The sequence below is a fragment of the Streptosporangium sp. 'caverna' genome (assembly GCF_003203775.1).
In the GTDB taxonomy this organism is placed as follows: domain Bacteria; phylum Actinomycetota; class Actinomycetes; order Streptosporangiales; family Streptosporangiaceae; genus Streptosporangium; species Streptosporangium subroseum.
In genome coordinates, this window is the sequence record NZ_CP029711.1 from 4,136,308 (window position 1) to 4,151,628 (window position 15,321).

The 15,321-nt window shown below is 69.6% G+C and carries 13 protein-coding genes; 8 read left to right on the forward strand and 5 right to left on the reverse strand.

The window, feature by feature from the left end; translation table 11 throughout:
- Nucleotides 1-249: 249 nt before the first annotated feature.
- Nucleotides 250-651, forward strand: coding sequence for an ATP-binding protein (locus tag DKM19_RS18380; RefSeq protein WP_110696784.1), 402 nt, complete (start codon nucleotides 250-252; stop codon nucleotides 649-651).
- 287 nt (nucleotides 652-938) lie between these two features.
- On the opposite strand, the gene DKM19_RS18385 is transcribed toward DKM19_RS18380, so the two are convergent.
- Nucleotides 939-1,880, reverse strand: a complete 942-nt coding sequence (locus tag DKM19_RS18385) for an alpha/beta fold hydrolase (protein ID WP_110696786.1) — start codon at nucleotides 1,878-1,880, stop codon at nucleotides 939-941.
- Between the two features lie 103 nt (nucleotides 1,881-1,983).
- Entirely contained in the window at nucleotides 1,984-2,466 is a 483-nt protein-coding gene (locus tag DKM19_RS18390) for a metallophosphoesterase family protein (protein WP_110696788.1), read from the reverse strand.
- A 344-nt stretch (nucleotides 2,467-2,810) separates the two neighbouring features.
- Between DKM19_RS18390 and DKM19_RS18395 the strand changes: the two genes are divergently transcribed.
- Nucleotides 2,811-4,286, forward strand: a complete 1,476-nt coding sequence (locus tag DKM19_RS18395) for a DUF1996 domain-containing protein (protein WP_110696789.1) — start codon at nucleotides 2,811-2,813, stop codon at nucleotides 4,284-4,286.
- Nucleotides 4,287-4,404: 118 nt separating this feature from the next.
- Here the strand turns inward: DKM19_RS18395 and DKM19_RS51755 are convergent, their stop codons facing one another.
- Nucleotides 4,405-5,415 carry a hypothetical protein gene (locus DKM19_RS51755; protein ID WP_110696791.1) on the reverse strand — a complete coding sequence of 337 codons (1,011 nt, stop codon included), beginning with the start codon at nucleotides 5,413-5,415 and terminating at the stop codon, nucleotides 4,405-4,407.
- Nucleotides 5,416-5,645: 230 nt separating this feature from the next.
- Here DKM19_RS51755 and DKM19_RS18405 point away from each other — a divergent pair, with 230 nt between their 5' ends.
- The 5 genes from DKM19_RS18405 to DKM19_RS18425 are packed head-to-tail and all read left to right on the forward strand — an operon-like array spanning nucleotide 5,646 to nucleotide 11,440.
- The gene (locus DKM19_RS18405; RefSeq protein ID WP_239514315.1) at nucleotides 5,646-6,677 is read left to right on the forward strand and encodes a LacI family DNA-binding transcriptional regulator; all 1,032 of its coding nucleotides are present in this window, start codon (nucleotides 5,646-5,648) and stop codon (nucleotides 6,675-6,677) included.
- 26 nt (nucleotides 6,678-6,703) lie between these two features.
- Nucleotides 6,704-8,311, forward strand: a complete 1,608-nt coding sequence (locus tag DKM19_RS18410) for an FAD-dependent oxidoreductase (protein ID WP_239514316.1) — start codon at nucleotides 6,704-6,706, stop codon at nucleotides 8,309-8,311.
- A 37-nt stretch (nucleotides 8,312-8,348) separates the two neighbouring features.
- Nucleotides 8,349-9,632, forward strand: coding sequence for a sugar ABC transporter substrate-binding protein (locus DKM19_RS18415; RefSeq protein WP_110696795.1), 1,284 nt, complete (start codon nucleotides 8,349-8,351; stop codon nucleotides 9,630-9,632).
- Nucleotide 9,633: 1 nt separating this feature from the next.
- Nucleotides 9,634-10,608, forward strand: coding sequence for a carbohydrate ABC transporter permease (locus DKM19_RS18420; protein ID WP_204358852.1), 975 nt, complete (start codon nucleotides 9,634-9,636; stop codon nucleotides 10,606-10,608).
- Nucleotides 10,598-11,440, forward strand: a complete 843-nt coding sequence (locus DKM19_RS18425) for a carbohydrate ABC transporter permease (RefSeq protein WP_110696797.1) — start codon at nucleotides 10,598-10,600, stop codon at nucleotides 11,438-11,440. The genes DKM19_RS18420 and DKM19_RS18425 overlap by 11 nt, the downstream gene beginning before the upstream one ends.
- A 66-nt stretch (nucleotides 11,441-11,506) precedes the next feature.
- On the opposite strand, the gene DKM19_RS18430 is transcribed toward DKM19_RS18425, so the two are convergent.
- Together DKM19_RS18430 and DKM19_RS18435 are read right to left on the reverse strand one after the other, a co-directional pair.
- Nucleotides 11,507-12,298 (reverse strand): SDR family NAD(P)-dependent oxidoreductase, encoded by a 792-nt coding sequence (locus DKM19_RS18430; RefSeq protein WP_110696798.1) that lies wholly within the window; start codon nucleotides 12,296-12,298, stop codon nucleotides 11,507-11,509.
- 138 nt (nucleotides 12,299-12,436) lie between these two features.
- The gene (locus tag DKM19_RS18435; RefSeq protein WP_110696800.1) at nucleotides 12,437-13,450 is read right to left on the reverse strand and encodes a zinc-binding dehydrogenase; all 1,014 of its coding nucleotides are present in this window, start codon (nucleotides 13,448-13,450) and stop codon (nucleotides 12,437-12,439) included.
- Nucleotides 13,451-13,585: 135 nt separating this feature from the next.
- Here DKM19_RS18435 and DKM19_RS18440 point away from each other — a divergent pair, with 135 nt between their 5' ends.
- Entirely contained in the window at nucleotides 13,586-15,301 is a 1,716-nt protein-coding gene (locus DKM19_RS18440) for an IlvD/Edd family dehydratase (protein WP_110696801.1), read from the forward strand.
- Nucleotides 15,302-15,321 lie beyond the last annotated feature (20 nt).

Genomic DNA, 15,321 nt, shown 5'->3' on the forward strand with positions numbered 1-15,321 from the left:
TTCGCCGTGCACACCACCCGCGCCGACGCCTTGGCCGTACTGCGTGACCAGCCGAGCGCCTCATAACTCCCCGCCCGGACCGCATCCGCAACATGGCAATAGGAGCGCTCCCGCCCTGGGCCGATGATTGAGCAGCTCAGGGCGGGTAGTGACCGGTTGCGTAGTTCATCGGCAACCATCCTGATTCTGGTAGGCGAGTCGGTAGCCCCCCGGTGAGATCCAGAAACGGCACTCACACGAGAGGCATATGTGAACAGCGAACAGCGAACGTATTGGCCGATCAACACCAACCTCGGTGTTCTGCGGCAGCGCATTCATCGTTATGCGACCCGGGTGGGATTGACCGGCATGCGGCGCGAGGATCTGCTGTTGGCCGTCCACGAGGCGGCGATCAACGTGCTGGAACACGGCGGCGGCAGCGGCACCGTGACCCTCTGGCACAACAAGCGGAACCTGACCGTCAACATCGTCGACATCGCCGGCCGGCTCACCCCTCACGATGTTCACCGCCGGCTCCCCTTCCCGCGCGTCCAGCGGGGCTTCGGACTGTGGCTGATCGGCCAGTTATGCGATGAGTTCACCATCCACCAAGAACGCGGGCGATCCCACGTCCGGCTCCGGATGCGCCTGCACCCCATCCCCGCTCTGTAAACGGGTGCCGCCCCGACGCCTTCCGTTCTCCATGCCACGCCGACCGTACCGGCGCTGGGATCACTGGCCGGGAGCCGGGCGCGCATTACCGTGATTGAGCCCCGTAGTACTGCATCACCTCGGCGGTCACCGCCAGCGTGCGCGCCCCGTCGAGCCGGTCCGTGAGCTCTCCTCAACGGCCGTGATGCTGAGCGTGCGTTCTGGCGCGCCGCGACGTCGATCAGGTCAAGCCGGGCCCCGTCGCATCGTCGGGTCACCGCCTAGCGACCTTTGAAACACCAAGAAGACTACCCGTCATGATCATTTTCATTGCCAGCGGCTGTCCACCGGTTCCTCAACCCGGTGGCCGCGCGATAGGGCGACCGGAGTGGCATCAGGAAAGACGCGAGCACATCCAGGAGCGCTTCGGGATTGTCCTCCTGCACACTGTGTCCCGCGTCTATTTCGCATCCCCGGACATCGGCGGCCCAGGTCTGCCAGGGCGCGACCGGGTCGCCGTCATACAGCTCCGGCAGGTCGTCGTGCCTGCCCCAGACCACGAGCACCGGACAGGTGATCTTCTTTCCGGCGGCCTTGTCGGCAGCGTCGTCGCGCCGATCTACGGTTAGTCCCGCGCGGTAGTCCTCGCACATGGCGTGAACGGTCTGCGGGTCACGTCGCGCGGCGCGGTAGTCCTCGAACGCCTCGTCCGCCACGCGGTCGGACTTGTCGCCGTACCACCCATCCGGGTCGCAATTGATCACGTGTTCCGCCGGTTTCTTCGTCTGCCCGAGGAAGAACCAGTGCCACCACAGCCGGGCGAAGATCTCCCCAGCGCGGTCGAGCACCTCGCCGATCGGGGGGCCGCCGATATTCACGAAAGCCCGCACCAACTCCGGATGGTCCATCGTCAGCCGGAAGGCGGCGTACGACCCGCGATCGTGTCCGACGACCGCGAACTCGCGATGGCCCAAAGCGCGCATGAGAGCCACGACGTCGCCCGCCATCGTGCGCTTCGACATCTGTGCGTGCTCCGGCTCATCAGCCGGAACGGTCGAGCGGCCGTAACCGCGCAGGTCGGGACAGATGACGGTGAAGTGCTCGGCGAGTGCGGGAGCCACCTTGTGCCAGGTCATGTGGGTATGCGGATGGCCGTGCAGGAGCACGACCGCCGGACCTGATCCGCCGTGGCGCACACGCAGCGTCACCGGCCCGATGTCGATGAAGTCGAGAGCGAAGCCGTTGAACATCCAGCGCAGCTTCCCCCTGTCACCGCGCCCCAAACGTGAGGGCGGCCCTGGCGCCGGCCGGCTGACGAGCTTGATCAGTCATGGGCGAACGCGGCCGGGACGGTCAGGTGACCGCGACGATCCTGGCGTCGAGGAGGCGGCCGTTCTCTATCCGCAGCAGGCCCAGGGTGCCGTGGGGCTGGCGGCGGCGGTCGGTGGGGGAGCCCGGGTTGAAGATGCGCAGGCCGTTCTCGCTGTGGTCGAGCGGGATGTGGGAGTGTCCGAAGACCACCAGATCGGCAGTGGGGAACCGGCGCCGCATCCGGGCGGGCCGCCCCTGCGCCGCACCGCTGTCGTGGATCATCGCCACGCGCAGCCCGCCGAGATCCAGCTCCAGGGTCTCGGGCGCGACCACGTCGGGCCCGTCGTTGTTGCCCTTGACCACGTGGACCGGCGCGTAGGCGGCGAGCTCGTCCAGCACTCCGGCGACGCAGACGTCACCCGCGTGCAGGATCACGTCGGCGTCCCGGAGATGCTCGGCCACACGCGGCGGACAGGACTTCCACCGCCGAGGGGCGTGGGTGTCGGCCAGCGCCACAACCTTCATGTTCACAGCGTCGCATGCCCGCCCGGGTCCGGGCGTTCGGGATCGCCTCGATCGGCCCGTTCGTTCCGGGCATCGCACTCCGCCCCTGCCGGCCGTCGGTTCCGCCGCCGCCGGCAGGCGACAGAATCTGGACGATTCTTCCCAAAATTCGCAAATAGGGAGAGCGGTGCCGGTCTTCTGGTCAGGGGATGGGCCGGGCGCAGGACGGATGACAAAACATTTCAAACTTCTCCGAAGTTTCTGTTATCCACTCGCGGCCTGCGGGTCTCCTATGTAACGGCGCGTGCGAGCGCCGCCAGACGTCCCCTGCACGACTTCCCAACAGGACAAGGACTTCATTCACTATGAGCACAACCGCTTCGCGCGGCATCCGAGCCGGACGGGCGTCCGTCGTACGTCAGGTCCGCCGCCTGTCGCTGGCCGGTGTTCTCGTCGGCCTCCTGGGCGCCTCCGTGGTGAGTGTCACCTCCCCGGCCGCCGCGGCCGAGGTGCCCCTTTCGCAGGGCCGTAACGCCATCGTCTCCTCGGCGGAGCGCGGCGACCTGTCGGCCGCGGCCGCGGTCGACGGCAAGACCGGCACCCGCTGGTCCAGCAAGTTCAGCGACCCGCAGTGGCTCGCGGTCGACCTCGGCAAGTCCACCGCCATCAAGAAGATCGTCATCAACTGGGAGAACGCCCACGCCACGGCGTTCCAGATCCAGACCGCCGCCGGTAGTGACGGCCCCTGGAAGACGGTGTACAGCACCACGGCGGGCAAGGGCGGCGTCCAGACCATCAACGTGTCGGCCACCGGCCGCTACGTGCGGCTGTACGCGACCAAGCGGTCCGGCCAGTACGGCGTCTCGCTGTGGGAGTTCCAGGTCTTCGGCACCGGCACCGGCTCGACCGATCCCGAGCCGAGTGCGACCCCCAAGCCCAGCGTGACCCCGACCAAGCCCGTCCCCAGCGCGACCCCGACCACTACCGCGCCTGCCGCCGGCTGGGTGCCGGTGAACCAGGCCGCATGGAAGAAGGCCCTGGACACATACAACAAGGTCGCGCCCGAAGCGGTGCCCGCGGGAATCGTGCGCGTCCCCGAGTTCCACACCAACTGCACGGTGGCCAACGAGGCCAAGGACGACCCGATCGTGCTGCCCGGCCTGCCTGGCGCCTCCCACATGCACACCTTCTTCGGCCCGAAGGTGACGGCGAACACCACGACGGAGGACCTGCTCAAGAGCACCACGACCTGTGACGCTCTTGGGGACAACAGCGCCTACTGGGCACCGACCCTGCTGAAGAACGGCAAGCCGGTCCCGATGAAGAACTTCCGCGTGTACTACGGCTCCCGGCTCAAGGACCCGGCGGAGGTCGTGCCGTTCCCGCCGGGCCTGCGCGTGGTGCAGGGCGACGCGAAGCGGCAGGTGGCGACGCCGAAGGGTGCCTCCGGCCAGTTCTGGTGCGCCGGCAGCGCGGAGACCGGCCGTAGCGCCGACGGCAACTGGCCCGTCTGCGCACCGGGCGGCAACCTGATCTACCAGCTGACGTTCCAGGACTGCTGGGACGGCAAGAACATCGACTCGCCCGACCACAAGTCGCACATGGGACCGGCCAAGAACGGCACGTGCTCCGGCGACTACCCGGTCGCGGTCCCCAACCTCTCGTTCATGCTCGGCTACGACTCCCTCGGCGGTGACGGCCTGGCGCTGGCGTCGGGCATGGCGTCCTCGATTCACGGGGACTTCATGAACGCGTGGAAGCCGGAGAACCTGGGCGCGCTCGTGAAGGTCTGCATCAACGCGAAGGCCAAGTGCGGCACCACGCCGGGCTGGAAGAAGTGACCGATCCCGGTCGCTAGTTTCACATGACACGCCGTGCCGGTGATCCCGCGTTTCGCGGGGCCACCGGCACGGCTCGTGTAAGGGCACCCCGGACCGACCTGGGCGGGAAGCGCCGGTCCTATACGGCGCGGGCGAGGGCGATACGGGTGGATCCGCGCTGGCCGGCCTCGTAGAACATGTACTCCACGCCACCGTCGGTGCCGAAGGAGGGCGCGGCGCTGCGGCCGCTGTCGGGCGCGCCGGCCATGGCCCGGTGGAAGACCCCGAGGTGGATCTCCCGGTCGAAGGCGTTGCCCACCTCGGTGATGAACATGTTTCCGCTGCTGCCGTGATAGACGACGTAGGCGGTGCCGTTGCGCTTGAGCAGGGCGGGCGCGGCGACGTCGGTCTGCTGGTCGGGGCCCGGCGACACCAGCGGGGTCGGATCGAACTGCCACTTCTTGCCGTCGGACGACCATCCCCAAAAGATCTTGCGGCTGCCCGAGGTGACTCCCATGAAGACCATGACGTATTTGTTGCCCAGCCCCGGGACCGCGTGCTCGAAGACCCGCGCGTAGGAGGTCTCCGTCGACCCCGGGATCACGCCGGTGTGCAGCACCGTGCCGTGGTAGGTGAAGTGGACGCCGTCGGTCGACCAGGCCATCCGGGTGGTGGTGTTCTCGCCGTGGAAGTAGAGGTAGAACTGCCGGTTCGCGGCGTTCCAGATCACGTGCGGCGATGAGACGTGTGTGACCGAGTAGTGCGGTGACCAGACCCTGGGGACGATCGGGTTGTTCGGGTATTCGGTGAACGGGCCGCCGAGCGAGTTGCCGTAGGCCAGGCAGATGCCGCCGGGCGCGTCGTGCGGGGCGTAGTAGAGGTGGTACCGCCCCAGCCCATTGGTGATCTTGTCGTACATCCCGCGTACGCACGGGAAGATCAGCTCCTTGGTCGGGTTGTAGCGCAGGTTCGCGGCGTCCAGGGGCATGCCGACGTACTGGTACGCGGGGAAGCCGGCGGGCCCCGCGGCCGCCCTGGCCGAAGCGCCCCGAGAGGTTGCCAGGCCCAGCCCTCCGGCGATGCCGGCTCCTGCCGCCACGCCCATCAGGCGGCGGCGGGTCAGGGCGTGGGGCGGGATGGAGTTCTCCATGGAAGCCTCCTGGCTCACTCTTACGGGGGGTGACGATGCGCACTTCTCGCCGGAAGACCGAGACTGAACCGGGGAATGCAGGGCGTCAAGATGCTAATGCGAATTATCACGGGAAGAACCTCGAAGCGACGGTCCTGGTTCTGGGGTCTTGACAGGGCTCGGCGGTTGCTTGCAGGATGACGTCCCAACGCCGCTAATGCGCATTATCAGCAGATGGGACGCTACACACCGTGACGGTTCCCGGTCGCCGCCTCACCCAGCAGGACATCGCCCGCATGGCGGGAGTCAGCCAGACGACGGTGTCGCTGGTCCTCAACAACCGGACCGACGCCGACGTGCGCATCGCTCCGGAGACACGCGAGCGCGTGCTGCGGGCGATCAGGGAGACCGGGTACGTCGCCGACCCGGTCGCCCGGAGGCTCGCCGACCGGCGCAATCGCATTCTCGGCGTCTTCACCTACGAGGCGGTCTTCCCGACCGCGAGCGCCGACTTCTACCACCCCTTCCTGCTCGGCATCGAGGAGTGCGCGGAGGAGGTGGGGTGTGACCTGCTGCTGTTCACCAGCGCCAGGGCCGCCGGCACGCGGCGGCGGATCTTCAACGAGGACAGCCGGGTACGGCTGGCCGACGGGTGCGTGCTTCTCGGGCGCGCCGTCGACCGTGACGACCTGGCCCGGCTGCTCGCGGAGGGCATCCCGTTCGTCTCCGTCGGCCGCCGCGACGACGCCGGAGCACCCGTGCCGTACGTGGGCGCCGACTACCCGCCGGCGGTGCGCGCCCTGGTCGACCGCGCCGCGGGGCTCGGGCACCGGAGGCTGGCCTACGTCGGCACCGGGGCAGGAGCCGAGTCCCCGGCCGACCGCATGCGCGGGTTCCGCGAGGCCGTGGCCGCCGTCGGCGCCGACGGCCTGCACGTGCCGGTTGCGGGCAGGACCCCCGACGACCTCCTCGACGAGCTGGCGGCCGAGAGGGTCACCGCCGCCTTCGTCGAGGAACCGGCCGACGCCGTGGCGATCGTCCACGCGGCCCGCGAGCGAGGGCTCATGATCCCCGAGGATCTGTCGATCCTCGGCCTGGGCGCTCCGACGCGTCCCGTTCACGTCGACATCGACTTCACCGGGTTCCGCATCCCCCGGCGCGAGATGGGCCGCAGGGCCGTCGAGCTGCTGATGGAGGTGCTGGAGGGCGGAGGCGAGACACCGCAGGAGCTGTTGCCCTGCGAGCTGGTTGACGGCTCCACGCTCGCACCGGTCAGAAGCTGATCGAAATGACAGGAGAGAACCTTCACGTGGTTGAGATATCGGCTGACGCAGTGGTCGTGGGCGGTGGGCTGGGCGGTGTCGCCGCGGCCCTGGCGCTGTTGCGGGCCGGGCGCACGGTGATCCTGACCGAGGAGTACGACTGGCTGGGCGGCCAGCTGACCAGCCAGGCCGTGCCCCCGGACGAGCACTCCTGGGTGGAGCGGTTCGGCGTCACGGCGAGTTACCGGGCTCTGCGCGACGGCATCCGCCGGTACTACCGGGCCAACTACCCGCTGACCGAGCGGTCCCGGGCCTGGCGGGAGCTGAACCCGGGCGCCGGGCACGTCAGCCGCCTCTGCCACGAGCCGCGCGTCGCGGTCGCGGTGATCGAGGAGATGCTCGCGCCCTACCGGGGCTCGGGGCGGCTGCGCGTGCTCCAGCCGTACCGGCCGACCGGCGCGGACGTCGACGGTGACCGGGTGCGGGCGGTCCACCTGGAGCACAGGGACGGGGGCGGCGAGGTCACGGTGTGCGCGCCGTACGTGCTGGACGCCACCGAGACCGGCGAGCTGCTGCCGATGACCGGGACCGAGTACGTCACGGGGTTCGAGTCGCAGGCCGACACCGGCGAGCCGAGCGCGCCGCCGGAGGCCCAGCCCCTGAACATGCAGGCCGTCTCGGTGTGCTTCGCGATCGACCACGTCGACGGGGACCACACGATCGACAAGCCGGACGCCTACGCGTTCTGGCGGGAGTACCAGCCGGACTTCTGGGGCGACCGGCTGCTGTCCTGGCGCTGCCCGCATCCCCGGACCCTGGAGATCGTGGAACGCTCCTTCACCCCCAACCCGGACGACGACCCGCTGCTCGTCGAGGCCGACCAGCGGCTCAACCCCGGCGACGCCAACCTGTGGACGTTCCGCCGGATCGCCGCCCGCCGCAACTTCGTCGACGGCGCCTACGCCAGCGACATCACGCTGGTGAACTGGCCGATGATCGACTATCTGGAGAGCCCGGTCATCGACGTGCCGGACGCCGACCGGCACCTGGCGGCGGCCCGCGAGCTGTCGCGATCCGTCCTGTACTGGATGCAGACCGAGGCGCCCCGGCAGGACGGCGGGACCGGCTTCCCCGGCCTGCGGCTGCGCGGGGACGTGACCGGAGGCGGCGCCGACGGCCTGGCCCAGGCCCCCTACATCCGCGAGTCACGCCGGATCCGCGCCCTGTACACCGTGGCCGAGCAGGACCTGTCGCTCGCGGTGCGCGGCGACAAGGGAGCGGTGAGCTACGCAGACTCGGTGGGCGTGGGGATGTACCGCATCGACCTGCACCCCTCCACCGGAGGCGACAACTACATCGACGTGGCCAGCTCGCCGTTCGAGATCCCCCTGGGCGCGCTCATCCCGCAGCGCGTCGGCAACCTGCTGCCGGCGTCCAAGAACATCGGCACCACGCACATCACGAACGGGGCCTACCGCCTGCACCCGGTCGAGTGGAACATCGGCGAGGCCGCCGGGGCCCTCGCCGCGTTCTGCCTGGACAACGCCACGACCCCGGCTGCCGTACGCGAGGACGAGAAGCTCCTCGAGGACTTCCAGCGGAGGCTCGTCCGCGACGGCGTCGAACTGCGCTGGCCGCAGGTGACGGGCTACTGACAACGACCGTCGGGGATTCTCAGCAAGGAGATCGACCATGAAACGAATCGGAAAGCTGGCGGCCGTCGCACTGGCGGGACTGCTGACCATGACGGCGTGCGGGGGTGCGACCGAGGCCGCGCCCGCCAAGCAGGGCCCGCAGCCGCTGCGGATGACGATCTGGACCTCGAACGAGGCCCACCTGAAGCTGTTCAACGAGATCGCCGCCGAATACAGAAAGTCGCATCCGGACGTCGGTGAGATCACGTTCGATCCCATCCCGTTCGAGAGCTACACCACCACCCTGACCACTCAGATCGCCGGTGGCAACGCCCCCGACCTGGCCTGGATCCTGGAGAGCTCCGCCCCCGACTTCGTCTCGTCCGGCGCCCTGGCCCCGCTGGACGACACGCTGCGCGCGGCCGGGGGCTACGGCTTCGACGACCTCACCCCCTCGGCCACCAAGCTGTGGCAGTCGGAGGGCAAGCTGTACGCCTACCCGTTCTCGACCTCGCCGTTCGGCGTGTTCGTCAACACCGATCTCCTCAAGAAGGCCGGCCAGAAGACCCCGGCCGAGCTGATCAAGGACGGGAAGTGGACCTGGGAGACGGTGGCCGCCCAGAACGCCGCGGTCGCCGCCAAGACCGGCAAGGCGGGAATGGTCGTCCGCGACTTCGACTACAAGAACTGGGACAACCTCGCCTCGGTGTGGGGCGGCTGGGGCGCCCAGGCCTGGAGCGAGGACGGGAAGACCTGCGGGTTCGACAGCCCTGAGATGGTCGAGGCGATGACGTTCCTGCATAAGTCGATCTTCACCGACAAGGCCTTTCCCGGCCCCGGCACCACGGCGGACTTCTTCGCGGGCGACTCGGCGATGACCATCACCCAGATCTCCCGGGCCTCCCTCCTGCAGGACGCGACGTTCGGCTGGGACCTCGTCCCGCTGCCCGCCGGTCCCAAGGGCGAGTATTCGGTGATCGGCCAGGCCGGTCTCGGCGTGTTCAAGAAGTCCGCGAACGCGAAGGCGGCGACCGACTTCCTGGCCTTCTTCACCAGCCCCGCCAACTCCGCCAAGCTCGCCGCCTACTTCCCGCCGCCCCGGGCCTCCCAGCTCACCGCCGACACCATGGCCAAGACCAACCCGCTGCTCAAGCCCGGCCAGCTGCAGGAGGTCGTGATCGGCGGCATCGAGAAGGGCGTGGTGAAGCCCAACCACATCGGCCAGGCGGAGCTCTCGCAGACCGTCCGGGCGGCGCTGGACCCGCTCTGGCAGCCCGGCGCCGACGTCAAGGCCGTGCTGGGCGGCGTGTGCGCGAAGATCCAGCCGATGCTGGGCGCGTGACGTGGCCTCGCCCCAGCTGAAGCTCAAGGTGGCCGGCCGATCGGAGGCCGGGCCGGCCACCGCCGGCAGCGGGCACGCGGGGGGCGGTCGCCCCTTCTGGACCATGCGCCGCCGTGACAACCTGGCCGGATATCTGCTCGTCGCCCCCCAACTCCTCGGCAGCGTGCTGTTCGTGCTCCTGCCGCTCGGACTCGTGCTCTGGTACAGCCTGCATGAGTGGAACGTGCTGGCCGGCACCTTCGAGTTCGTCGGCGGGGAGAACTACGACAAGCTGATCGCCGACCCGAACCTGCGCGGGGTGCTGGCGAGCACCGCGCTCTTCTCCGTCGGCCTGGTCGTGCTGAACCTCGCCCTGGCCCTCGTCCTGGCGGTCCTGCTCAACCAGCGGCTGCGCGGGACCACGTTCTTCCGGACGCTGTTCTTCTCACCCGTCGTGGTCTCGCTGGTCGCCTGGACGATCGTGTGGCAGTTCCTGCTCCAGGCCGACGGCGGTCTCAACGGCCTGCTCGGCGCCGCCGGGATCACCGGGCCGAACTGGCTGCGCGGCGAGGGCACGGCGATGCTGTCGGTGATCGTCGTTCAGGTGCTCAAGAACGTCGGGCTCAACATGGTGCTGTTCCTCGCCGCGCTCCAGGGCGTGCCGAAGCAGCTCTACGAGGCCGCCCAGCTGGACGGGGCCGGAGCGTGGACCCGGTTCCGCAGGATCACCGTACCGATGATCAGCCCGACCATCCTGCTCACCTCGATCATCACCGTCGTGGGGTCGTTGCAGGTGTTCGCGCAGATCGCGGTGCTCACCCAGGGCGGTCCCGGGACGTCGACGACGGTCCTCGTCTACTACCTGTACCAGCAGGCCTTCCAGTTCCATCACTTCGGTTACGGCGCGACGCTGTCGGTCCTGCTGTTCGCGATCGTGGCGTTGCTCACCCTCGTGCAGTGGCGGATGCGCAGGAAGTGGGTCTTCCATGAGGCATGAGATTCCGGTGCGGCGCAGGACGCTCCTGTACGGCCTGCTGTGCGTCCTGTGCGTGCCCTTCGTCTTCCCCACCTGGTGGATGGTCACCTCGTCGCTGAAGCCGGTACGCGAGATCTTCGCCTTCCCGCCGACGCTTCTCCCCTCCAGCTGGGACTTCTCGGCCTACGGGCAGGTGTTCAAGCTGCAGCCGTTCGGTGCCCAGTACCTCAACAGCCTCTACATCGCCCTGATCGTCACGGTCGGCACGATGGCGGTGGCGGCCATGGCCGGATACGCCTTCGCGCGCATCCGGTTCCTCGGGCAGAACGTGCTTTTTGTCGTCGTGCTGCTCGGGCTGCTCATCCCGAGCGAGGTCACGATCGTCCCGCTGTTCCAGATGTTCCACGCCGCCGGGCTCACCGACACCCACTGGCCGCTGATCCTGGTGCCGATCCTGGGTGCGCCGAGCGTGCTGGCGACCTTCATCATGAGGCAGTTCTTCGTCAGCCTGCCCGGCGAGCTGGAGGAGGCCGCCCGCGTCGACGGGCTCGGCGTGTTCGGCACGTTCTACCGGGTCGCCCTGCCCCTGGCCCGTCCCGCCCTCGGCGCGGTTGCGATCTTCACCTTCCTGCACAGCTGGAACCTCTACCTCGAGCCCATCGTCTACCTGTCCTCGCCGGAGAAGTTCACCCTGCCCCAGGCGCTGACCCAGTTCGTGGACGCCTACGGGGGGCCGATGTGGAACGTCCAGCTCGCCGCGGCCTCGATGACGGCTCTGCCGGTCCTGGTGGTGTTCGTCCTGGCGCAGCGGCAGTTCATCGAGGGTCTGGCCCACACCGGGTTGAAGGGCTGAGGTGACGCCGTCGTACGGCCCGGCGGGGCCGTACCGTGTCCCGAGACGTCCCGTGCCGGCGGCCGGTCAGGGGACGATGGTGGGCACCAGGCCGCCGTCGACCCGTAGCGCGGCGCCGGTGGTGGCCGAGGCGGCGTCCGAGCCGACGTAGTGGACCAGACTGGCGATCTCCTCGGGCCGGATCAACCGCTGCAGGAGCGAGCCGGGGCGCTCCTCGGCCATGAAACGCCGTTCGGCCTCCTCGAACGGGACGTCCGCCCCGACGCGATCGGCGATGAACGTCGCGACGCCCGGGGTGAGCGTGGGCCCCGCGAGGATGGCGTTGACGGTGACGCCGGTGCCGGCGACCTCCTGCGCCAGGCCGCGCGACACCGAGAGCTGCGCGGTCTTGGTGACCCCGTAGTGCACCATCTCGCTGGGGGTCATCAGCGAGGACTCGCTGCTGATGAAGATCACGCGGCCCCAGCCGCTCTTCACCATCAGCGGGGTGTAGCGGCGGGCGAGGCGCACTCCGCTGAGGACGTTCACCTCGAAGTAGCGTCGCCACTCCTCATCGGTGATCTCGAAGAGCGGGACGGCGCCGAAGATGCCGAGATTGTTCACCAGCACGTCCACGTGCGGCACGGCGTCGAACATGATCTGTGCGCCTTCCGCGGTTCCCAGATCGGCCGCCACGGGGATCAGCCCGTCGTGACCGGTGGCGGAGCGGATCCGCTCGACCGCGGCCTCGGTCCGCTCCCGGTCCCGGCCGTTGATCACGACCGTCGCGCCGTCCCGGGCGAAGGCGGTGGCGATGGCCTCGCCGATGCCGGAGGTCGAGCCGCTGACCAGCACGTTTCGCTTGTCTGTTTTTGTCATGAACCGTTGCCTTCCCCGCCTGCGGTGCTCGACACCACCTGCCTGGCCTCCGCCCTTCACCGTGGGCATCGGTCTCGGCACCGACCGTGCTCACCCGTGAAGGCCAGGTGACCGAGCGGCCGCCCGCGTATGAGGCGGTCAGATGCGGGGGTCGACGTGGATCTTGGGTCCAGGGCCGGAACCGGCGGGGCGCGACCCCGCGAGGACCTCGCCCACCTCGTCGAGCCCGACGGTGGCCGCCACGAGCGGTCGCGGGTCCACCGATCCGGAGGCGTAGTGCTCGATCGTGCCGGCGAGCCTGGGGGAGGCGCTCAGGACCCCGACGGCCGTGACGTCCTTGAGCACCATCGTGCGGGTGTCGACGGCGCTGGGGCCGCCCGCGAGGCCGATGTAGACCACCCGTTTTCCCGGTTCCACCAGATCGAGGGCCAGCGCCGGCAGACCGGGGGCGTTGGAGGCGTCGATGACGGCGTCGAACGGCAGCGGGGGAAGCCGGTCCGCGGTCCAGGCGCCGTGCACCCCGAGCGTGCGGGCGAAGTCCAGAGATCGCTGGGACAGGCCCATGATGTGGACCTCCGCGCCGTGGGCGAGGGCGAACCGGGCGGCGAGCAGGCCGATCGTGCCCGGTCCGAGCACCAGCACCCTGGCTCCCGCCTCCAGCGCCGCCCCCCGTACGGCCCGCAGGGCGTTGCCGCCCGGCTCGACCAGGGCCCCGGCCGTCGCGTCGACCGTGTCCGGCAGCGCGTGCAGCGCCGTGGCCGGGACCACCAGCCGCTCGGCCAGGGCGCCGGGCCACCCGCCGCGGATGCCGATCTCGAAGCGGTCCTCGCACACGTGCTGCAGCCCGTTCAGACAGCGGCGGCACCGGCCGCAGCCGAGCATGGTGTCGCCGGTGGCGCGCCGGCCGATCCAGGCCTCGTCGACGCCGTCGCCGACGGCGGAGACGGTCCCGCACCACTCGTGCCCGAGGCGCATCGGGTATTCGGCGTGTCCCTGGTGGAGGTAGGCCATCTCGCCGGTGAAGAATTCGACGTCGGTGCCGCACACTCCGGCTCGCTCGACGTCGACCACGACCTGTCCCGCCGCCGCGACCGGAGGTTCGATGTCCTCCACCGCGAACCGGCGGGGCCCGGTGACGACGAAAGCTCTCACGCGTGGGGCCTTCCCGTCTGAAATCCGGACGTTAGACTACCGTTCCGGAAGTGGTCTTATACGTCTAAAGGGGATCAAAGCTCTATATAGGGCAAAAATCTGGTGGTGGGGGCGAATGGTGGGGGCGAAGATCTGATGGCGGAGCAGCGCAGCTCTCAGTGGTACGGGGGAACCGACCGAAACGCCTACATCCACCGGGCCTGGATGAGGCGGGGGCTACCGGAGCACGCCTTCGACGGCCGCCCTCACATCGCGATCGCCAACACCGCCTCCGATCTGACCCCCTGCAACTCCCACCTCAACGAGGTCGCCGAGAGCGTCAAGCAGGGAATCTGGGAGGCCGGGGGCGTCCCGATGAACCTTCCGGTCGTCTCCCTGGGAGAGACCCTGGTCAGGCCGACCGCGATGCTGTGGCGCAACATGGCCGCGATGGCGACCGAGGAGATGCTGCGGGCCAACCCCGTCGACGGCGTGGTCCTGCTGGGCGGCTGCGACAAGACCATCCCGTCCCTGCTGATGGCCGCGGCCTCCGTCGACCTGCCCGCCGTGGTGATGCCCGGCGGCCCCATGCTGACCGGAACCTTCCGGGGCGTGGCACTGGGCTGCGGCACGGATGTGTGGAGGCTCAGCGAGGAGGTCCGCGCGGGCACGCTGTCGGAGAAGGCGTTCATGCGGTCGGAATCGTCGATGATCCGCAGCCGGGGGCACTGCAACACCATGGGCACCGCCTCGACCATGGCCTGCGTCGCCGAGGCGCTCGGCGTCATCGTCCCCGGCGTCGCCGGCATCCCCGCCCCCGACAGCCGCCTGCTCCAGAGCGCCCATGAGACCGGCCGGCTGGTCGTCGAGCTCGTCGAGCAGGGGCGCCGCCCGAGCAACCTGCTGAGCAGGGGCTCGTTCCTCAACGCGATCGTGGCGCTGGCGGCGATCGGCGGCTCGACCAACGCGGTGGTGCACCTGCTGGCCATCGCGGGACGGCTCGGCATCGAGCTCTCGCTCGACGACTTCGACCGCACCGGCGCCGCGGTGCCGCTCCTGGCCGACCTGCAGCCCGCGGGCCGGCACCTGATGGAGGACTTCCACCGTGCGGGCGGGCTGCAGGCCGTACTGCGCGAGGTCCGTGACCTGCTGGACCCCGACGCGCTGACCGTGACCGGCAGGCCGCTGGTCGAATACCTGGACGAGGCGCAGATCTGGGACAAGACCGTCATCCGCCCGCGCGACGAGCCGTTGCAGATCGCCGCGGGCATCGCCGTGCTGTACGGCAATCTCGCGCCGGGCGGCGCGGTCATCAAGCCCGCCGCGGCCTCGCCCGAGCTGATGAGCCACCGCGGCAGGGCCCTCGTCTTCGACAGCGTCGAGGACATGCACGCCCGGATCGACGACCCCGGCCTCGACGTGGACGCCTCCTCGGTGCTCGTGCTGCGCGGCTGCGGCCCCAGGGGCTACCCGGGGATGCCGGAGGTGGCGAACATGCCGTTGCCGGCCAAGCTCCTGGAGCTGGGGGTGCGGGACATGGTACGCATCTGCGACGGCCGCATGAGCGGCACCGCGTACGGGACGGTGGTCCTGCACGTGGCGCCCGAGGCGGCGGCGGGCGGCCCGCTGGGGCTGGTCGAGACCGGCGACCCCGTCATCCTGGACGTCGAGGCCAGGCGCCTGGAGCTCGACATCCCGCAGCGGGACCTGGAGCAGCGCAAGCCCTCGGCCGCGATGCGGGCGGGCTTCGCCGCGCCCGCCCGGGGATGGGAGCGCCTCTACGTCGATCACGTGATGCAGGCCAACCAGGGCGCCGACCTCGACTTCCTCGTCGGCTCCAGCGGGCACCGGGTCTCCCGCGAATCCCACTGACGGCTCCCGTCGACGGCGGT